The organism is Micromonospora sp. S-DT3-3-22 (assembly GCF_015354745.1).
Lineage (GTDB): Bacteria > Actinomycetota > Actinomycetes > Mycobacteriales > Micromonosporaceae > Micromonospora > Micromonospora wenchangensis.
In genome coordinates this window covers 23,995-42,906 of sequence record NZ_JACGMO010000027.1, presented here as the reverse complement: position 1 = coordinate 42,906, position 18,912 = coordinate 23,995, and the positions used below count along the sequence as shown (strand labels likewise).

The 18,912-nt window shown below is 71.5% G+C and carries 24 protein-coding genes; 21 read left to right on the top strand and 3 right to left on the bottom strand.

All coding sequences use genetic code 11. The annotated features are described in order from the left end of the window. Nucleotides 1-13: 13 nt before the first annotated feature. From rplF to truA, 17 genes are all read left to right on the top strand, one after another. Complete coding sequence (gene rplF, locus H1A17_RS10920; protein ID WP_145921750.1) at nt 14-556, top strand: 50S ribosomal protein L6; 543 nt, start codon at nt 14-16, stop codon at nt 554-556. After that, nucleotides 553-942 (top strand): 50S ribosomal protein L18, encoded by a 390-nt coding sequence (gene rplR / locus H1A17_RS10915; protein WP_088646997.1) that lies wholly within the window; start codon nt 553-555, stop codon nt 940-942. The genes rplF and rplR overlap by 4 nt, the downstream gene beginning before the upstream one ends. Before the next feature lie 33 nt (nt 943-975). Next, nucleotides 976-1,590: a 30S ribosomal protein S5 gene (gene rpsE / locus H1A17_RS10910; RefSeq protein WP_088646996.1), complete on the top strand. Its 615-nt coding sequence runs from the start codon at nt 976-978 to the stop codon at nt 1,588-1,590. Beyond that, on the top strand, nt 1,590-1,772 hold the full coding sequence (gene rpmD, locus H1A17_RS10905) for a 50S ribosomal protein L30 (protein ID WP_088646995.1): 183 nt from the start codon (nt 1,590-1,592) through the stop codon (nt 1,770-1,772). Before rpsE ends, rpmD begins: the two co-directional genes overlap by 1 nt. Beyond that, nucleotides 1,772-2,215 carry a 50S ribosomal protein L15 gene (gene rplO, locus H1A17_RS10900; RefSeq protein WP_088646994.1) on the top strand — a complete coding sequence of 148 codons (444 nt, stop codon included), beginning with the start codon at nt 1,772-1,774 and terminating at the stop codon, nt 2,213-2,215. Before rpmD ends, rplO begins: the two co-directional genes overlap by 1 nt. 234 nt (nt 2,216-2,449) lie before the next feature. Beyond that, on the top strand, nt 2,450-3,778 hold the full coding sequence (gene secY, locus H1A17_RS10895; protein ID WP_145921749.1) for a preprotein translocase subunit SecY: 1,329 nt from the start codon (nt 2,450-2,452) through the stop codon (nt 3,776-3,778). Beyond that, on the top strand, nt 3,779-4,432 hold the full coding sequence (locus H1A17_RS10890) for an adenylate kinase (RefSeq protein WP_088646992.1): 654 nt from the start codon (nt 3,779-3,781) through the stop codon (nt 4,430-4,432). A 95-nt stretch (nt 4,433-4,527) separates the two neighbouring features. Continuing rightward, the gene (gene map, locus H1A17_RS10885; protein ID WP_145921748.1) at nt 4,528-5,379 is read left to right on the top strand and encodes a type I methionyl aminopeptidase; all 852 of its coding nucleotides are present in this window, start codon (nt 4,528-4,530) and stop codon (nt 5,377-5,379) included. A 796-nt stretch (nt 5,380-6,175) separates the two neighbouring features. Continuing rightward, nucleotides 6,176-6,778: a DUF1707 domain-containing protein gene (locus H1A17_RS10880; RefSeq protein ID WP_194821780.1), complete on the top strand. Its 603-nt coding sequence runs from the start codon at nt 6,176-6,178 to the stop codon at nt 6,776-6,778. A 250-nt stretch (nt 6,779-7,028) separates the two neighbouring features. Beyond that, a complete protein-coding gene (gene infA, locus H1A17_RS10875) occupies nt 7,029-7,250 on the top strand; it encodes a translation initiation factor IF-1 (protein WP_007073013.1) in 222 nt (73 codons plus the stop codon). A gap of 93 nt (nt 7,251-7,343) precedes the next feature. Further along, a complete protein-coding gene (rpmJ, locus tag H1A17_RS10870) occupies nt 7,344-7,457 on the top strand; it encodes a 50S ribosomal protein L36 (protein ID WP_012184307.1) in 114 nt (37 codons plus the stop codon). Nucleotides 7,458-7,720: 263 nt separating this feature from the next. Continuing rightward, a complete protein-coding gene (gene rpsM, locus H1A17_RS10865; protein ID WP_088646990.1) occupies nt 7,721-8,101 on the top strand; it encodes a 30S ribosomal protein S13 in 381 nt (126 codons plus the stop codon). 69 nt (nt 8,102-8,170) lie between these two features. Then, the gene (gene rpsK, locus H1A17_RS10860; protein ID WP_030329919.1) at nt 8,171-8,578 is read left to right on the top strand and encodes a 30S ribosomal protein S11; all 408 of its coding nucleotides are present in this window, start codon (nt 8,171-8,173) and stop codon (nt 8,576-8,578) included. A 14-nt stretch (nt 8,579-8,592) separates the two neighbouring features. Further along, nucleotides 8,593-9,219 (top strand): 30S ribosomal protein S4, encoded by a 627-nt coding sequence (gene rpsD / locus H1A17_RS10855; protein ID WP_067301470.1) that lies wholly within the window; start codon nt 8,593-8,595, stop codon nt 9,217-9,219. Nucleotides 9,220-9,315: 96 nt separating this feature from the next. Continuing rightward, nucleotides 9,316-10,338 carry a DNA-directed RNA polymerase subunit alpha gene (locus H1A17_RS10850; RefSeq protein ID WP_007073009.1) on the top strand — a complete coding sequence of 341 codons (1,023 nt, stop codon included), beginning with the start codon at nt 9,316-9,318 and terminating at the stop codon, nt 10,336-10,338. A gap of 34 nt (nt 10,339-10,372) precedes the next feature. Continuing rightward, complete coding sequence (rplQ, locus tag H1A17_RS10845; protein ID WP_145921746.1) at nt 10,373-10,936, top strand: 50S ribosomal protein L17; 564 nt, start codon at nt 10,373-10,375, stop codon at nt 10,934-10,936. 74 nt (nt 10,937-11,010) lie between these two features. Further along, nucleotides 11,011-11,841 carry a tRNA pseudouridine(38-40) synthase TruA gene (truA, locus tag H1A17_RS10840; protein ID WP_145921745.1) on the top strand — a complete coding sequence of 277 codons (831 nt, stop codon included), beginning with the start codon at nt 11,011-11,013 and terminating at the stop codon, nt 11,839-11,841. On the opposite strand, the gene H1A17_RS10835 is transcribed toward truA, so the two are convergent. Both H1A17_RS10835 and H1A17_RS10830 read right to left on the bottom strand, forming a co-directional pair. Further along, on the bottom strand, nt 11,838-12,668 hold the full coding sequence (locus H1A17_RS10835) for a TrmH family RNA methyltransferase (RefSeq protein WP_375372806.1): 831 nt from the start codon (nt 12,666-12,668) through the stop codon (nt 11,838-11,840). The two genes, truA and H1A17_RS10835, sit on opposite strands and share 4 nt — an antisense overlap. Before the next feature lie 8 nt (nt 12,669-12,676). Continuing rightward, on the bottom strand, nt 12,677-13,486 hold the full coding sequence (locus tag H1A17_RS10830) for a phytanoyl-CoA dioxygenase family protein (RefSeq protein ID WP_145921743.1): 810 nt from the start codon (nt 13,484-13,486) through the stop codon (nt 12,677-12,679). A 154-nt stretch (nt 13,487-13,640) separates the two neighbouring features. Between H1A17_RS10830 and H1A17_RS10825 the strand changes: the two genes are divergently transcribed. After that, nucleotides 13,641-14,135, top strand: coding sequence for a GyrI-like domain-containing protein (locus H1A17_RS10825; RefSeq protein WP_145921742.1), 495 nt, complete (start codon nt 13,641-13,643; stop codon nt 14,133-14,135). An 84-nt stretch (nt 14,136-14,219) separates the two neighbouring features. Here the strand turns inward: H1A17_RS10825 and H1A17_RS10820 are convergent, their stop codons facing one another. Continuing rightward, nucleotides 14,220-15,323 carry a hypothetical protein gene (locus tag H1A17_RS10820; RefSeq protein ID WP_194821778.1) on the bottom strand — a complete coding sequence of 368 codons (1,104 nt, stop codon included), beginning with the start codon at nt 15,321-15,323 and terminating at the stop codon, nt 14,220-14,222. Between the two features lie 156 nt (nt 15,324-15,479). Here H1A17_RS10820 and H1A17_RS10815 point away from each other — a divergent pair, with 156 nt between their 5' ends. The 3 genes from H1A17_RS10815 (at nt 15,480) to H1A17_RS10805 (ending at nt 18,854) form a co-directional block, all read left to right on the top strand. Next, nucleotides 15,480-16,085: a methyltransferase gene (locus tag H1A17_RS10815; protein ID WP_194821777.1), complete on the top strand. Its 606-nt coding sequence runs from the start codon at nt 15,480-15,482 to the stop codon at nt 16,083-16,085. Between the two features lie 41 nt (nt 16,086-16,126). Next, a complete protein-coding gene (locus tag H1A17_RS10810; protein WP_194821776.1) occupies nt 16,127-17,806 on the top strand; it encodes an ABC-F family ATP-binding cassette domain-containing protein in 1,680 nt (559 codons plus the stop codon). A gap of 85 nt (nt 17,807-17,891) precedes the next feature. Then, entirely contained in the window at nt 17,892-18,854 is a 963-nt protein-coding gene (locus tag H1A17_RS10805) for an aldo/keto reductase (protein WP_194821775.1), read from the top strand. Nucleotides 18,855-18,912: the final 58 nt, after the last annotated feature.

The window sequence follows — 18,912 nt, the reverse complement described above, 5'->3', positions numbered from 1 at the left end:
GAGACAGGTAGAAATGTCGCGTATTGGACGTAAGTCGATCTCGGTGCCCTCCGGCGTCGACATCACGATCGAGGGCCAGACCGTCAAGGTCAAGGGCCCGAAGGGCGAGCTGAGCCACACGCTCGCCGAGCCGATCTCCGCGGAGCGGGGCGAGGACGGGCAGCTGCACGTCAACCGGCCGAACGACGAGCGCAAGGCCAAGGAGCTGCACGGCCTGAGCCGTACCCTGGTCGCCAACATGATCGTCGGGGTGACCGAGGGCTACCGCAAGAGCCTGGAGATCGCCGGCACCGGTTACCGGGTCACCGCCAAGGGCAAGGACCTGGAGTTCGCGCTCGGGTTCTCGCACCCGGTCCTGGTGCAGGCGCCGGACGGCATCACCTTCACGGTGGAGCGGCCGACGCTGTTCCACGTGGCCGGCATCGACAAGCAGCAGGTCGGTGAGGTCGCCGCCAACATCCGGAAGATCCGCCCGCCGGAGCCCTACAAGGGCAAGGGCGTCAAGTACCAGGGCGAGGTCATCCGCCGCAAGGCCGGAAAGGCAGGTAAGAAGTGAGCGCCACGCTGCTCAAGCGCCGCCGCGGCGTCGCCGCCAAGCGCGCCGTCGGCCGTGCGCGTCGACACTTCCGGGTCCGCAAGAACGTCAGCGGCACCGCCGAGCGTCCCCGCCTGGTGGTCACCCGCTCGCTGCGGCACATCGTCGCCCAGATCGTCGATGACACCAAGGGTCACACCCTGGCGTCGGCCTCGACCCTGGACGCGTCGCTGCGCGGTGCGGAGGGCGACAAGAGCGCCCTGGCCGGCAAGGTCGGCAGCCTGCTCGCCGAGCGGGCCAAGGCCGCCGGCGTCTCCAAGGTCGTCTTCGACCGTGGTGGCAACCGGTACGCGGGGCGGGTCGCCGCGCTTGCCGACGCCGCCCGCGAAGCCGGGCTCGAGTTCTAGAAACCCCGTCACGAGAGATAAGGAAGGCTGCTGATGCCAGGTCAACAGCGCCGTGGCGGCGGGTCCGGTGGCAACGAGGGTGGTCGCCGCGACAACCGCCGTGAGGGCGGCCGCGGAAACGCGCCCGTCGAGAAGACCCCGCACCTCGAGCGGGTCGTCGCGATCAACCGCGTCGCCAAGGTCGTGAAGGGTGGTCGTCGCTTCAGCTTCACCGCCCTGGTGATCGTGGGCGACGGCGACGGCACGGTCGGCGTGGGCTACGGAAAGGCCAAGGAGGTGCCCGCGGCGATCGCCAAGGGCGTCGAGGAGGCCAAGAAGCACTTCTTCAAGGTGCCGCGGATCGGCCAGTCGATCCCGCACCCGATCCAGGGTGAGGCCGCGGCCGGTGTGGTGCTGCTCAAGCCGGCGTCCGCCGGTACGGGCGTCATCGCCGGTGGCCCGGTGCGTGCCGTGCTGGAGTGCGCGGGCATCCACGACGTGCTCTCCAAGAGCCTCGGCTCGTCCAACCCGATCAACATCGTGCACGCCACGGTGGCGGCGCTGAAGGGGCTCGAGTCCCCGGAGGCCGTCGCGGCCCGTCGTGGCCTGCCGGTGGAGGACGTCGCGCCGGCCGCCATGCTGGCGTCGCGGGCGGGGGTGGCGTCCTGATGGCACGCCTGAAGGTCACCCAGATCCGGTCCGAGATCGGGCGGAAGCAGAACCAGCGGCACTCGCTGCGTTCGCTCGGCCTGAAGCGGATCAATGACGTGGTGGTCAAGGAGGACCGTCCCGAGATTCGGGGCATGATCTTCACGGTCAGCCACCTCGTGAAGGTCGAGGAGGTCGAGTAATGACGATCAAGGTTCACCATCTCCGTCCGGCCCCGGGCGCCAAGACCGCGAAGACCCGGGTGGGTCGCGGTGAGGGCTCCAAGGGCAAGACCGCCGGTCGCGGCACCAAGGGCTCCAAGGCCCGCAAGAACATCTCGGCGGCGTTCGAGGGTGGGCAGATGCCCATCCACATGCGCCTGCCGAAGATGAAGGGCTTCAAGAACAAGTTCAAGGTCGTCTTCCAGGTGGTCAACCTGGACCGGCTCGCCGAACTGTTCCCCAACGGCGGCCAGGTCGGCCCGCTGGAGCTGGTCGAGGCCGGCGCGGTCCGCAAGGGCCACCCGGTCAAGATCCTCGGCACCGGCGACCTCGGCGGCGTGACCCTCCAGGTGTCGGCGCAGGCGTTCAGCGCGTCGGCCAAGGAGAAGATCACCGCTGCCGGCGGCTCGGTCACCGAGCTGTAGGTCAGGCAGACCATGGCGCCCGCTCAGTTCTTCGTGACTGGGCGGGCGCCCTGGTCTACCCGGAGCGTGTGCGCCGGGTAACATCGGATTCGGTTTATGTAGCCGGGCACACCTGCCCGGAGCGGGATCGGGCTGTTAGAGTCCCTTCCCAGCCATGGATATCGGGCACTCGCCCGGCACCCACCCCACCCGCCAGGGACCACCACCGGGCGGCCCGCGCGCAGGAGGAAGAAGTTGCTGTCCGCCTTTCTCAGTGCGTTCCGTACGCCTGACCTGCGCAAGAAGCTGCTGTTCACAGTAGGCATCATCGCGGTCTACCGGCTCGGCGCCACTCTGCCCAGCCCCGGCGTCTCGTACGGCAACGTGCAGAAGTGTCTCGACAGTCTGCAGGGCCAGAACACGGGCGTGCTCAACCTGCTCGACCTGTTCTCCGGCGGCGCGCTGTTGCAGCTCTCGGTCTTCGCGCTGGGCATCATGCCCTACATCACCGCGTCGATCATCCTGCAACTGCTGACGGTGGTCATCCCCCGGCTGGAGCAGCTCCGCAAGGAGGGCCAGGCCGGCCAGGCGAAGATCACCCAGTACACCCGCTACCTGACCCTCGGCCTGGGCATCCTCCAGTCGTCGGCGTTCGTGGCGCTGGCCCGTTCCGGCCAGCTGTTCCAGAACCGCTGCGACCAGTTCCCGATCGTGCCCGAGGGCACCGGCATCCCGGACTGGCTGACCCTCGGCATCCTGGTCATGACGATGACCGCCGGCACCGGCATGGTGATGTGGCTCGGTGAGCTGATCACCGACCGGGGCGTCGGCAACGGCATGTCCGTCCTGATCTTCACCTCGATCGCGGCCCGTCTCCCCAGCGAAGGCTGGAAGATCAAGACCAACGAGGGCTGGGGCAAGTTCGCCCTCGTGCTCGCCCTGGTCCTGGTGGTCATCACCGCGGTCTGCTTCATCGAGCAGGCGCAGCGCCGCATCCCGGTGCAGTACGCCAAGCGGATGATCGGCCGGCGGATGTACGGCGGCACCTCCACCTACATCCCGCTGAAGGTGAACCAGGCCGGTGTCATCCCGGTCATCTTCGCCTCGTCGCTGCTCTACCTGCCGCAGCTGGCGCTCCAGTTCTTCGACCAGAACGACCCGGGCAAGACCCAGGCCTGGATCCAGAACAACATCGTGCAGGCCGACGCGCCGCTGCACATCGTGATCTACTTCCTGTTGATCATCTTCTTCACGTACTTCTACGTGTCGATCACGTTCAACCCGACCGAGGTCGCGGACAACATGAAGAAGTACGGCGGCTTCGTGCCGGGCATCCGCCCCGGCAAGCCGACCGCCGACTACCTCGACTTCATCCTCAGCCGGATCACCCTGCCGGGCGCGCTCTACCTGGGTATCGTGGCGGTCCTGCCGAACTTCTTCTTCATCTGGCTGAACAGCCAGCAGTTCCAGAACTTCCCGTTCGGCGGCACCGCTGTGCTCATCATGGTCGGCGTCGGTCTGGAGACCGTGAAGCAGATCGAGAGCCAACTCATGCAGCGGAACTACGAAGGGTTCCTGCGGTAGATGCGACTCGTTCTGGTTGGCCCGCCGGGCGCGGGCAAGGGCACACAGGCGGAGTTCATCGCCGCACACCTCTCGGTGCCGAAGATCTCGACCGGTGACATCTTCCGGGCCAACGTCTCCCAGGGGACGCCCCTGGGAGTCGAGGCGAAGCGGTACATGGACGCGGGCAAGCTGGTCCCGGACGAGGTGACCATCAACATGGTCCGGGACCGGCTCGCCGAGCCGGACGCCTCCGAGGGCTTCCTGCTCGACGGCTTCCCGCGCACCACCCCGCAGGCCGCCGCGCTGGACAAGCTCCTCGCCGACCTGGGCACCGCGCTGGATCTGGTGCTGGAACTGGTCGTCGACGACGACGAGGTGATCCGGCGGCTCTCCGGCCGGCGTACCTGTCGGGGCTGCGGCAAGATCTGGCACGTCGAGTTCGACGCCCCCAGCCGGGAGGGTGTCTGCGACCGGTGCGGCGCCGAGCTGTTCCAGCGCGACGACGACAAGCCGGAGACCATCGCGGCCCGGCTCCGCGAATACGCCGACAAGACCGCGCCGCTTGTCGACTACTACGGCGCGCAGAACAAGCTGGTCGGGATCGACGCCACCGGCCCGGTGGAGGACGTCACCGTCCGCGCGATCGACGCGCTGCGCTCGTACGGCGGCTGACCTCCCGCCGGGGCCCGGCGGATAGAGTGCGAACAGCGGGGTACGCGACGTGCCCCGCTGTTTCGCTGTGCAAAGCAACGAAAGGTGACCGCTCCATGCGCCGTGCCCAGCTGGACATCCAGCTGAAGACCCCTGACCAGATCCAGAAGATGCGGGCCGCCGGCCTGGTGGTCGCCGAGGCCCTGCGCCGGATGAGCGCGGCGGTCGCCCCCGGGGTGAGTACGGCCGACCTCGACGCCATCGCCGAGGCGACCATCCGCGAGGCGGGCGCGATCCCGTCCTTCAAGGGCTACCACGGCTTCCCCGCCTCGATCTGCTCGTCGGTCAACGAGCAGGTGGTGCACGCGATCCCCGCCGCCGACCAGGTGCTCAGGGAGGGCGACCTGATCTCGATCGACTGCGGCGCGGTGCTGGACGGCTGGCACGGCGACGCGGCGGTCACCGTCGGGGTGGGCGAGGTCGACCCGGCGCTGCTGAAGATGGCCTCGGTCGCCGAGGACGCCATGTGGGCCGGGATCGCCGCCGCCGCGCGGGGGGCCGCGAACGGCCGTGGCCGGCTCACCGACATCTCGCACGCCGTCGAGACCGCCGTCCGTCGGGGTGGCCGGTACGGCATCGTCGACGGCTACGGCGGCCACGGCATCGGCACCGAGATGCACCAGGACCCGCACGTGCTCAACCACGGCCGGCCCGGCAAGGGGCCACGCCTGGTGCCGGGCATGGCGCTGGCGATCGAGCCGATGATCACGATGGGTTCCCCGCGTACCGTCGAGTTGTCCGACGGGTGGACCGTGGTCACCCGGGACCGGTCGATGGCGGTGCACGTCGAGCACTCGATGGCGCTGCTGGAGGACGGGGTCTGGGTGCTGACCGCGTTCGACGGCGGGCGGGCGCGGCTCGGCGATCTGGTGACCGCCCGGCAGCCGGCCGACTCCCCGGCCACCTGACCCGTCACCTCGGCACCCGCACGCGGGATGGTTCTCGGGCTGGCGGTGTCCGGGTGGTGCGGTGTCCGGGTGGTGTGGTGTCGAGGCGTGCCGGTCTCGGTGGTTCACGCCGCCGTGGCCCGTTGCCGGCGGGCCGTGCCAGTTGACCACCCCGGGTCCTTTCGAGCTGATGACGTTGACGACTCAACCGTCGGCCGGGGGAGGAAACCGGCAACCTAGCTATCGGTCCGCACCGGCAATCAGCATTCTGGCTCTCGGCCGGGGGCGGGAACCGGGGTCCCGGGTGTCGGTCGAGGGAGAGAACCGGCTCCCGGGTGTCGGCCGGGGGCCCGTGGTCGGGCAGGAAGGGAACCGGCATCCCGGTGGTCGGGGAGGCGACGTCGATCTCGGCCGCCGGCCGGGGAGCGGACGTGCTCCCGACCGTCGGCGGAGGGGAGGCGTCGGCGGAGTACGGGCGTGAAGCCCACCCGGGGGACGGAAGAGGGACGTGAATCGCTGATGTCATCAGGTCGAAAGGACCCGGGGACGGATGCGGTGGGGGAGAGGCGGTCACCGGTGAGAGGAGACGGGCCTCGTGGGAAAGGGTCGGGGCGGCCCGTTGACCCCCTGAGGGCCGTTACCGGGAGGAACCGCCCGCTAGCCGCCGGCCGGGCTGGTCGGGGCCGGTGCGCCAGCCGGGTCAGCGTCGGCCAGCGGTGGCGGTGGCGGTGTGACCCCCGGTCCGGCAGTCGCCCTGTGGCCCGGTGGGCGGTTACGGGTTCGGCGGCGGTGGACCCGTGGTGTCATGCTTGCCGGCATGGAGGGGCGCGTCGGCATGGAGGGTCGGGACCGGATGCGGGCGGCGGACGCCGACCGGGAGGCGACGGCGGAACGGCTCCGGGTCGCCCTGGAAGAGGGTCGGCTCGACCTGCACGAGTACGACGAGCGCCTGCAACAGACGTACGGGGCGAAGACGTATGCGGAGCTGGACGCGGTACTGGCTGATCTGCCGGGGCCGGCGTCTGCGGAGCGCTCCGCGCTGACCCCGCTCGGCCCACAGGCCCCGCCGGTGCCCGGACCCGGGGCGTCGGTGCCCGACCGGGAGGTGCCGCCGGGGCCGCCGGTGACCGGGGACACCGTGGTCGGGAAGCCGGTGCCCGCGGGTGCCGGCTCCGGCCGGTGGCCGGTCGAGGTGTGGGTGCCCTGGCTGCGGGTGGCGGCCCTGCTCACCGCGATCTGGGCGATCTCCTCGGTCGGCAGCCGGGAACTGCTGTTCTACTGGCCGGTCTGGGCGCTCGGCCCATGGGGTGTCCTGCTGCTCCTCCGCACTGCGGGCGGGATGGCCGGTGCCGCTCCCGCGCGGGACCGCCGGCGGACGGCCCGCGACATCCGGCGGCGGAAGCGCCGGCACTACCGCTGACAGCTGGGTGTTGCGCGGGTGGTGCCCGGTTTTGTCCGGGTGGGTGACACCACCGGTGGCCGGTTTGGCGACCACCAGTGGGCGGGCGTACACTTTCAGATCGGCGCACAGCGTCCACTCCGGCATGCCCACCACGCGCTTCGGTGGGAGCCCGGAGCCGCGGCTGGCGCGGGTCCCCGACGACCGTCGGAAGGCCCGTGTAAGACGTTGTGGGTCGTCCGGAACAACCGACGTCAGGACAGCGGAGTACATGCCGAAAAAAGACGGAGCCATCGAGATCGAGGGTCGGGTCATCGAGCCTCTGCCGAACGCCATGTTCCGGGTGGAACTCGCGAACGGCCACAAGGTGCTGGCTCACATCAGCGGCAAGATGCGGCAGCACTACATCCGCATCCTGCCGGAGGACCGGGTCGTCGTCGAACTCTCGCCGTACGACCTGACCCGCGGGCGCATCGTCTACCGCTACAAGTAAAGCCTGACGGCGGCCGGGAAGTCCCCGTGTCCGTCTTCGACGTCCGGAGTCGTGGTCACCGCGTCGCCGGGCCGGATGGGAAGTAAGGCAACCGTGAAGGTCAAGCCGAGCGTCAAGAGGATCTGCAACAAGTGCCGGGTTATCCGCCGGCACGGCCGGGTCATGGTGATCTGCACCGACCCGCGCCACAAGCAGCGCCAGGGCTGATCCGAGCCCGCTCTCCGTGTGACGGAGGGCGGCGGACCAATCCGGGTCGCGCAGATCCGACGACAACACGTCACCAGCTCGTCCCAGCCGCGGAACGTACGCACGCGTACCTTCTCGTGGCCAACCCCCGGTCGGAGGCCGGGGCCCGCTCGGGCAGCGGCCGTCCGGTCGCCGGCGCACGACGCGCCGGAGCCGGAACAGGTCGGTAGCGGGGTGGGACGGGTCCACACCTCCGCCACACATCACGAGGAGTACGCCCGCACATGGCACGTCTAGTCGGCGTGGATCTCCCCCGCGAGAAGCGGATGGAGATCGCGCTCACCTACATCTTCGGGGTCGGTCGCACCCGCGCCCAGGAGACGCTCGCCGCTACCGGCATCTCGCCGGACAAGCGCGCTCGGGACCTCACGGACGAGGAGCTCGTTCAGCTCCGCGACCACATCGAGGCGAACTACAAGGTTGAAGGCGACCTGCGCCGCGAGGTCGCCGCCGACATCCGCCGCAAGGTCGAGATCGGCTGCTACGCCGGCATCCGGCACCGCCGGGGCCTGCCCGTGCGCGGCCAGCGGACCCGCACCAACGCGCGGACCCGCAAGGGCCCGAAGCGGACCGTGGCCGGCAAGAAGAAGCCCGGCAAGAAGTAATTCCCACGCCGGCGCCCAGGCCAAGAGCCAGCAGCCGATCGAGAACCCATACAGGAGCGCAGAAGACTTATGCCACCGAAGGCTCGTGCCGGAGCCGCAGTCAAGAAGGTCCGGCGCAAGGAACGCAAGAACGTCGCCCACGGGCAGGCGCACATCAAGAGCACGTTCAACAACACCATCGTGTCCATCACGGACCCGACCGGTGCGGTCATCTCCTGGGCCTCCGCCGGCCAGGTGGGCTTCAAGGGCTCCCGCAAGTCGACCCCGTTCGCCGCGCAGCTGGCCGCCGAGGCCGCCGCGCGCCGGGCGATGGAGCACGGCATGCGCAAGGTCGACGTGTTCGTCAAGGGTCCCGGCTCCGGCCGGGAGACCGCCATCCGTTCGCTGCAGGCCGTCGGGCTGGAGGTCGGCCAGATCGCCGACGTCACCCCGCAGCCGCACAACGGGTGCCGTCCGCCGAAGCGTCGCCGGGTCTGAGAGGTTAGAGAGAGATGGCTCGTTACACCGGTGCTGACTGCCGCCGTTGCCGGCGGGAGAAGATGAAGCTGTTCCTCAAGGGCAGCAAGTGCGATGGCCCGAAGTGCCCGTTCGAGTCCCGGCCGTTCCCGCCCGGGCAGCACGGCCGTGGCCGCACGAAGGAGACGGAGTACCTGCTCCAGCTCCGCGAGAAGCAGAAGGCCCGCCGCGTGTACGGCGTGCTGGAGAAGCAGTTCCGCGGGTACTACGAGGAGGCCGTGGCCAAGCAGGCCAAGACCGGTGAGGTCCTCCTGCAGATCCTGGAGTCGCGGCTCGACAACGTGGTCTACCGGGCCGGGTACGCGCACTCCCGGGACATGGCCCGCCAGCTTGTCAAGCACGGTCACTTCACCGTGAACGGCAAGAAGGTCGACATCCCGTCGTACCGCGTCAAGGAGCACGACATCATCGAGGTCCGGGGCAAGAGCAAGGAGCTCACCCCGTTCATCGTGGCGCAGGCCCAGGCCGGCTCGAAGACCGTCCCGGCGTGGCTGGAGGCGATCCCGAGCCAGATGAAGGTCCTGGTGCACTCGCTCCCGGCCCGCCAGGTGATCGACACCCAGGTCCAGGAGCAGCTGATCGTCGAGCTCTACTCCAAGTAAGGGCTCGTTGCGGTGGCCCGTCCTGCGGGGCGGGCCACCGGAACAGTTTGTGTCGTGGGCGTCATATAGCGGGCGTCCCGGAAGAGAAGAGAAGAAATGCTCATCAGCCAGCGACCGTCTCTCTCCGAAGAGTCGATCAACGAGACCCGCTCCCGGTTCACCATCGAGCCGCTGGAGCCCGGCTTCGGCTACACCCTGGGCAACTCGCTGCGGCGTACGCTGCTGTCGTCCATCCCGGGTGCCGCGGTCACCTCGATCAAGATCGACGGTGTGCTGCACGAGTTCACCACGATCCCCGGGGTCAAGGAGGACGTCGTCGAGCTCGTCATGAACATCAAGGAGCTCTGCGTCAGCTCCGAGCACGACGAGCCGGTCAGCATGTACCTGCGTAAGCAGGGGCCGGGCGACGTGACCGCCGGTGACATCCAGCCCCCGGCCGGTGTCTCGGTGCACAACCCCGACCTCAAGCTCGCCACCCTCAACGGCAAGGGCCGGCTCGACATGGAGCTGACCGTCGAGCGGGGTCGCGGCTACGTGACGGCGGCGCAGAACAAGCAGGCCGGCGCCGAGATCGGCCGGATCCCGGTCGACTCGATCTACTCGCCGGTGCTGAAGGTGACGTACCGCGTCGAGGCGACCCGTGTCGAGCAGCGGACCGACTTCGACCGGCTGATCATCGACGTCGAGACCAAGCCGTCGATGGGCCCGCGTACCGCGCTGGCCTCCGCCGGTTCGACGCTGGTCGAGCTGTTCGGGCTGGCCCGGGAGCTGGACGAGACCGCCGAGGGCATCGACATCGGGCCGTCCCCGCAGGACGCCCAGCTGGCGGCCGACCTCGCCCTGCCGATCGAGGAACTGGACCTCACCGTCCGCTCCTACAACTGCCTCAAGCGCGAGGGCATCAACTCCGTTGGTGAGCTGATCGGGCGTACCGAGGCCGACCTCCTCGACATCCGCAACTTCGGTCAGAAGTCGATCGACGAGGTCAAGATGAAGCTCGCCGGGATGGGTCTGGGGCTGAAGGACTCGGCCCCGAACTTCGACCCGGCACACGTCGTGGACGCCTTCGGCGAGGCCGACTACGACACCGACGACTATCGCGAGACCGAGCAGCTCTAGTCCGCGCTGCCGCCACACCTGAGGAGCACCAAGCATGCCCACGCCCACCAAGGGCCCCCGCCTCGGCGGCAGCCCCGCGCACGAGCGGCTGATGCTGGCCAACCTGGCCACCGCGCTGTTCCAGCACGGCAAGATCCAGACCACCGAGACGAAGGCCCGGCGGCTGCGTCCGCTGGCCGAGCAGCTCATCACCAAGGCCAAGCGCGGCGACCTCGCCTCGCGGCGGCGGGTGCTGGGCGTCGTCAAGGACAAGGACGTGGTCTACTCCCTGTTCGACCAGATCGCGCCCCGGTACGCCAACCGCAACGGTGGCTACACCCGGATCGTGAAGACCGGCCCGCGCAAGGGCGACGCCGCTCCGATGGCGATCATCGAGCTGGTGGAGGAGCTTCAGGTCGCCGAGCCGAAGGCGAACAAGAAGACCGCCGCCCGCAAGAGCGCCCAGCAGGACAAGGTCGAGGCCCTGGCCCCGGCCGAGGAGACCCCGGCGGCCCCGGCCGACCAGGACTCCGAGGCGCCGGTCTCGGCGTCCGGTGACACCGCCGCCGCCCGCGAGGACAGCGACGAGGCCACCGAGGCCACCGAGAACAAGGCCTGAGCAACGGCAGCACCGTCGGGCCCGGCATCCCTTCCTGGGGTGCCGGGCCCGACGTCGTGAACGGGAGGTACGAGGTGGACGAGCGGACCCGGCTACGGCTGGACGTCGCGTACGACGGCACCGACTTCTCCGGCTGGGCCGCCCAGCCGACCCGGCGCACCGTGGCCGGGGTGCTGGTCGAGGCGCTGGACCTGGTGCTCGGGGCGGGCACCGTGACCGGCCTGACGGTGGCCGGTCGGACCGACGCCGGGGTGCACGCCACCGGGCAGGTCTGCCACCTCGACCTGCCCGCCGCCGTCTGGGCGGAGCACCGGGAGCGGCTGCTGCGCCGGTTGGCCCGACTGCTCCCCGGTGACGTCCGGGTACGGGCGATGACCGAGGTGCCCGCCGACTTCGACGCCCGCTTCTCGGCGACCTTCCGCCGCTACGAGTACCGGGTGACCGACGCCCCGTGGGGTGCCGAGCCGCTGCGGCGGCGCGACACCCTCGCCTGGCCCCGGACGTTGGACCCGGCCGCCCTGAACGTCGCGGCGGCCGGCCTGGTCGGGGAACACGACTTCGCCGCGTACTGCCGGCGCAAGGAGAACGCCACGACGGTGCGCGAGGTGACCCGGCTGGACTGGCGACGGGACCCCGACGGCATCCTGGTCGCCACCGTGCAGGCCGACGCGTTCTGCCAGGCGATGGTGCGCAGCCTGGTGGGGGCGATGCTGACCGCCGGGGACGGTCGACGTCCGGTCGGCTGGCCGGCCGGGCTGCTCGTCCGCCGGGAACGTTCCAGCGAGGTGACGGTCGCCCCGGCGCACGGGTTGACCCTGGTGGCCGTCGGCTATCCGGACGACCCGGCCGACTACGCCGACCGCGCCGACCGGACCCGCCGGTTGCGGCTCCCGGTGGAGTCCTAGCCGGTCGGCCCGTGCTGTCGGCGGGCGGCGGCGCCGCGCTGGCGGGCCGACTCGTAGAGCACGACGGTCGCGGCGGCCGCCGCGTTCAGGGAGCTGGCGGCCCCGGACATCGGGACCCGGACGAGCTGGTCGCAGGCGTCCCGCCAGCCGACGCTGAGACCGGTGGTCTCGTTGCCGATCAGGGTCAGCGTGGGTTGCGTGAAGTCGTACCCGGTGACATCCAGGACGGCGTGCTCGTCGGCACCCGCGATGCCGATGCGGACACCGCCGGCGCGCAGGTCGGCGACCCAGGACAGCACCGTCTGGTGGGCGGGCACCCGGACCACGGGCAGCGCGAACAGTGAACCGGTGCTCGCCCGCACCGCCTTCGGGTCGTACACGTCGGCGGCATGGCCGGTGACGATGACGCCGGACGCGCCGAAGGCGTCCGCGGACCGGATGAGTGTCCCGATGTTGCCGGGGCTGGTGGGCCTGTCGAACACGACGGTGAGCATGGTCGGTCCGGCCGGGATGCGGCACAGGTCGTCCTCCGGCAGGGCGACCACGGCCAGCAGTTCCGGCACCGTGTCCGCCTTGCCGCCCAGCTCGTGCATCAGTTCGGGGGAGACGGCGTACCTCTCGGCCCGGACGGTGTCCAGGGTGTCGCGGGCCCAGCCGGACAACCGGACGTCGGCGTCGTACAGCAACTCCCGGACGTGCCAGCCGTGTTCGACGGCCATGGCGATCGGGCGTACGCCCTGCACGAGGAACTCGCCGCGACGCTGCCGCTTGGTCCGGTTGCGGAGCAGCGCCTCCCACTGCTGGAATCGCGCGTTGCGGCCACTCACCCGCCCCCTCACCGGTGTTCCCGCCTCCCCGGTACCTCCGGATCGGGGGTGTCGTGCCCGAGCCCCCGGCGGATCGCGATCTCCACGGGCGAGTACGCGCCGTCGGGCCGTTCCAGCTCGTACGGTGCCGCCGGCATCAGCGGCGGCTGGGCCATGAAGCGCGGCCGCGTACCGTGGTGCGGCTGCGCCGCGTGCACCAGGAACGGATGGCAGAGGAAGACGTCGCCCGGGGACCCGGTGGCCAGGGCGACCGGCCGGTGGTCCGACGCCGCCACCAGTTCGGGCGCGAGGTCGAGCCCGCTCGCCCCGTCCTCCCCGTACCGCTGGAGCACCTTCGGTACGTCGAGGTGGGAGCCGACCCTGATCCGGGTCGGCGCGTCCTCGTCACCGACCTCGCTGAACAGGAACAGCATCAGCAGGGCCCGACCCCGGGAGCGGACGTTCGTGAAGTACCAGTCCGCGCCCTCCGGCAGGTAGCTGCCCTCGATGTGCCAGCCCGCGTCGTCCGGCTCGTCCCGGTGCGGGAACCGCAACGGGAAGGTGCCCAGCGAGTAGCGCGGCTCCCAGCGTCCCGCGCCGACGAGCAGGTCGTACGCGTGATGGAGGTACGGGGAGTTGGGCGCGGCGGCGAACGGCCCCTGCGCCATGCCGGGCACCCAGTGCACGGGCTGCGTCCAGGTGGCCGGGTCGTCTGGGTCGCAGCCCGTCTCCCGCCACAGCAGCCGTGCGCAAAGCGCGGCCACACGCGGCGCGACGGCGCCCGCCACCTTCACGAAGCCGTCGTGGAGGAACCGGGATACCAGTGTCGTGTCGTCCATGCGCCCATCGTGGGGCGGCACCGGGCCCGGTCGCCCGACACTTTCCGCTCCACTTCTGTCGGGTGTGCCGCCTGCGCGCCGGCCCACGATACGAAAGGCCGGGTCATCCGGTAGCACGGCTCAGGTTCCGCCCACCGCCGAAGGGAACGAAGGCATGGAAACCCGCATCGTCGGCCGTCCCGCATTCCGGCTCGTGGGGCACGCCGCCCGGGTTCCCTTGATCCACCGGGGCGTCAACCCGTACATCCAGCGGCACGTCGCGGCGCTGCCGGCGGGGGAGCACCTGCGCCTGAAGGCGCTCGGCGATGCCGAGCCGGGTGGCCTGCTCGCGGTCTGCGACGACCTCGACGCGGACTACGACGAGGGGAGCGAGCTGACGTACCTGCACGGGGTCGCCGTGTCCCGCAGCACGCCGGTCCCGGCCGACCTGGACGTCATCGAGGTCCCGGCGGGCCGTTGGGTGGTCATCCGGGTGGCGGGGCCGCATCCGCAGATCCTGCAGAGGACCTGGGCCACTGCCGCAACGGGGTGGTTTCCGTTCAACCCGTGGCGGCTGCGGCCGGGCCCGGAGATCGTCGCGGTGCCCGGCCCGACGGACGACCTCGGCAGTCCGACCCGCGAACTCTGGTTGCCCGTCGAACCGGCGTAGCGACCGGGCCCGCCGCCGGCCAGTCCCGGGCCGGCTCCTCAGACGCAGGCCCGGCCGCTCCGGCCGGGCCTGCGTCGCCGGCGGTCAGTCGCCGGGCAGTTCGTCGGTGTCCGGGTCGTCGCCGCGCGGGGAGGCGGTGGGCGTCCGGCGGGTCCCGGCGGACGGGGTGGCCGAGGCGCCGGTGGCCTTCGCGGTGGGCTGGTCCACGCTGACGCCGGCCGCGCGGCGGTCCAGCACCCCCTTGTCGAGGTGCAGCTCGATCAGGTCGTAGATGATCTCGCGGACGGTACGGTCACCGGCCGGGACGGCACCGGCGTCGTCCCGGGTGACCAGGCAGTAGGCGACGTAGTGGCCGCGTACCTGCCAGGCGACGCGGGCGGCGGCGGTGGCGACCGACTCGGTGTCGTCCCCGGCGGGCATGCCCCGGAACCGGCCGCGCCGGTCGTCGAGCAGCGGCCTGATCCGCTCCCGGACGCGTTGCGCGGTGGCCAGGTCGGTCAGGTTGAACAGACCGGCGGTGAGCAGGTGGTCGCCGTCGGGGGAGCGCAGGGTGGCCCGGACCACCTGGCTGCACCCGAGGGTGACCAGCAGGTCGGCGATCTCACCGGTGGCGGCCACGGCGCAGTTCGCGCCGGACTGGGTCTTGAGCACCTGGTATTCGTGCCGGTCGACGCCGACGACCAGGGTCTTGCCGGGGAAGACCTCCTTGGCGGTCAACGGCTGCCGGTCGGAGTCCCGGGAGTCCAGGGGGCCGGTAGCGGTCTGGTCGGCCGGGGCGGTGCTCGCCGACGCCGTCGGCGCGGCCCCGGTCTGCCCCGGATCGTCGGTGGCGGAGCGGTCGATGAGCAGCAGGGCCCCGCCGATGCCGCAGAGGCCGAGCAGCATCAGCACCGCCGCCCCGCCGACGGCGATCTGCCAGAGCCGGCCGCCCCGGGCGTCGGCGGAGCGGCGGGACCGGGAGCGCTCCGGCGTGGACGTCGGGGCGGGCACCTGGACGGCGGAGCGGATCGGGACGGGATCGGCCTCCGGCGGCGTCGGCCGGCTGGTCCGGGGCAGGGAGGGGGCCGGGAAGCGGGACGGGGAGGGCCCGGCCGGTGCGGTCGGGCCGGGTTGGAACAGCGGCAGGTCCGCCCCGGGCCGCGGGTTCTCCTCAAACGCGTCCTCAGCGGACTCGTACCGATATACCATGTCGCCCAGAGTAGGGTCCATTGCCCCTTTAGGGGATAATATCGGGAAATACCGCGCGTGGCGCGTCGGGTCCACCGGACCGTCCACCCCGGCGGCCCGCCGGGCACACCGACCGCCGACGACGGGACCGGTACGGGCCGGTGGAACAATGCCCCGGTGACCGGCGACCACTACTTCACCCCGGAGCCCAGCGCCCCGGCCCACCCCCGCGAGGTCGAGTTCCACGTCGCCGGGCGCGACTACACGCTCGCCTCCGCCAGCGGGGTCTTCTCCGCCGCCCGGCTCGACCCCGGCACCGCCGTACTGCTGCGCAAGGCCGAGCTGCCGACCGCCGGCACCGGCGGTCACCTGCTCGACATCGGCTCCGGATTCGGGCCGATCAGCTGCGTGCTGGCCGACCTCGCACCGACCGCCACCGTGTGGGCGGTCGACGTCAACGCGCGGGCCCGCGAGCTGACCGCCACGAACGCCGCCCGCGTCGACGCCGCCGACCGCGTCCACGCGGTCGCCCCGGACGAGGTGCCGGCCGAGGTCACCTTCACCCAGATCTGGTCCAACCCGCCGATCCACATCGGCAAACCCGAACTGCACGGGCTGCTGCGCCGCTGGCTGCCCCGGCTCGCCCCGGACGGCGTCGGCTGGCTGGTGGTGGCCCGGCACCTCGGCGGCGACTCGCTGCACCGCTGGCTGGGCGACGAGGGCTTCGCGGTGACCCGGCAGGCCAGCCAGAAGGGCTACCGGGTGCTGCGGGTCACCCGGTAATCGAGTGTCGCCCGGCCCCACGCCTCGGGCAGGATGCCGGCGTGGGATACGTGGACGTGGCAGCGGTTGGGCACATCCTCCCGGACGGCCGGGAACTCTTCGCCGACGTGTCGTTCCGGGTCGGTGAGGGCGCCAAGGTCGCCCTGGTCGGGCCGAACGGCGCCGGCAAGACGACGCTGCTGCGGATGGTCGCCGGTGACCTGCCGGTGCGTACCGGGGCGATCGCCCGCTCCGGTGGGCTCGGCGTGATGCGGCAGTTCATCGGCATGATCGGCGACGAGTCGACGCTGGCCGACCTGGCCCTGTCGCTGGCCCCACCGGCGCTGCGCGCGGCCGGCCACCGGCTCGCCGACACCGAACGGGCCATGCGCGGAGCCGAGCTGCGCGGCAAGTACAGCACCGCCGCCGGCAAGGCCCAACTGGCGTACGCCGACGCGCTGGCCGCCTGGGGCGAGGCCGGCGGGTACGACGCCGAGGTGCTCTTCGACACCGTCACCACCACCGTGCTCGACCTGCCCTGGGACGCCTCCCGGGACCGGCCGGTACGCACCCTGTCCGGCGGGCAGCAGAAGCGCTTCGCCCTGGAGCTGCTGCTGCGCGGCCCCGACGAGGTGCTGCTGCTCGACGAGCCGGACAACTTCCTCGACGTGCCCGGCAAACGCTGGCTGGAGCAGCGGCTGCGCGAGTCCACCAAGTCGGTGCTGTACGTCTCGCACGACCGGGAACTGCTCGCGCACACCGCGGACCGGGTGGTCGCCGTCGAAGGGGGCAGCGCCTGGGTGCACCCGGGAGGCTTCGCGAGCTGGCACGACGCCCGCACGGCCCGGCACGCCCGCCTCGACGAGCTGCGCCGCCGCTGGGACGAGGAGCACCAGAAGCTGCGCGAGCTGATGCTGATGTACAAGCAGAAGGCCGCGTACAACGACGGGCTCGCCTCCCGCTACCAGGCGGCGCAGACCCGGCTGCGCAAGTTCGAGGAGGCCGGGCCGCCGCCCGTACCGCCGAAGGACCAGGACATCCGGATGAAGCTGGCCGGCGGGCGGACCGGCAAGCGCGCGGTCATCTGCGAACAGCTCGAACTGGACGGCCTGACCTACCCGTTCGACCTGGAGCTGTGGTACGGCGACCGGGTGGCGGTGCTCGGTGCCAACGGCACCGGCAAGTCGCACTTCCTGCGCCTGCTGGCCCGGGGCGGCACCGACCCCGACCCGGCCAACGGCCCGGTGGACGGGGCCGCCGCCCTGGCCCCGGTGGCGCACGGCGGAACGGCCCGGTTGGGTGCCCGGGTCCGGCCGGGGCACTTCTCGCAGACCCACGACCGGCCGGAGCTGATGGCGAAGACCCTGGTCGAGGCGCTGTGGCGCGGCGACGAGCACCGGGCCGGGATGGACCGGCACGCGGCGATGGCGGCGCTGAGCCGCTACGAGCTGGCCGGCCAGGGCGACCAGCGGTTCGGCACCCTCTCCGGCGGCCAGCAGGCCCGGTTCCTGGTGCTGCTGCTGGAACTGTCCGGGGCGACCCTGCTGCTGCTCGACGAGCCGACCGACAACCTCGACCTGGCCTCGGCGGAGGCGTTGGAGGCGGGGCTGGCCGCGTTCGCCGGGACGGTGGTGGCGGTCACCCACGACCGCTGGTTCACCCGCTCGTTCGACAGGTTCGTGCTGTTCCGGGGCGACGGTGACGTGGTGGAGACCCCGGAGCCGGTCTGGGACGTGGGCTGAGCCACCCGTGCGTCCGTGAGGTGCCGACCACGCCCGGTCACCGGGCGTGGTCGTCGCCGGTCGGGGCCGGTCCGGGCGGCATAGGGTGGATCTCGTGACAGAGATGACCTACCGCCGGCTGGGCGACTCCGGGCTCGTGGTGTCCGTGGTCGGCATCGGCTGCAACAACTTCGGCCGCAAGCTCGACATCGACGGCACCCGGACGGTGGTCGACGCCGCGCTCGACGCGGGGATCACCTTCTTCGACACCGCCGACATCTACGGCGAGCCGCCGGGCGGGTCCGAGGAACTGCTCGGGCAGGCCCTCAAGGGGCGGCGCGACGACGTGGTGCTGGCCACCAAGTTCGGCATGTCGATGGGCGGGCGCAACGGCCGCGACTTCGGGGTACGCGGCTCCCGGCGGTACGTGGTGCGGGCCGTCGAGGCGTCGCTGCGTCGGCTCGGCACCGACCACATCGACCTGTACCAGCTGCACGAGCCCGACCCGGACACCCCGGTCGACGAGACGCTCGCCGCACTGGACGACCTGGTCCGCGCCGGCAAGGTGCGCTACCTGGGCAACTCCAACTTCTCCGGCTGGCAGATCGCCGACGCCGACTGGACGGCGAAGACCCGCGGGCTGACCCGGTTCGTCAGCGCGCAGAACCACTACAACCTGCTCCACCGGGACGCCGAGGTCGAGATCATCCCGGCCTGCGAGCGGTTCGGCCTGGGCCTGCTGCCGTTCTTCCCGCTGGCCAACGGGCTGCTCACCGGCAAGTACCGGCGGGACAGCGCCCCACCCGCCGGCAGCCGGCTCTCCGGTGGCGGCCGGTACGCCGAGCGGCTCGCCGCCGCCCGCTGGGACACCATCGAGGCGCTGGAGGCGTACGCGGCGCAGCGGGGGCTGACGCTGCTCCAGGTGGCCATCGGCGGGCTGGCCGCCCGCCCGGCGGTGGCCTCCGTCATCGCCGGCGCCACCACCGCCGAGCAGGTCCGGGCGAACGCCGCCGCCGGCGGGTGGCAGCCCACCGACGACGACCTCGACGCACTGGACGCCCTGCTCTGACCGGCCGGCCCCGACGCGGTCGGGCCCGGACACCGTCGCGGTGTCCGGGCCCGACCAG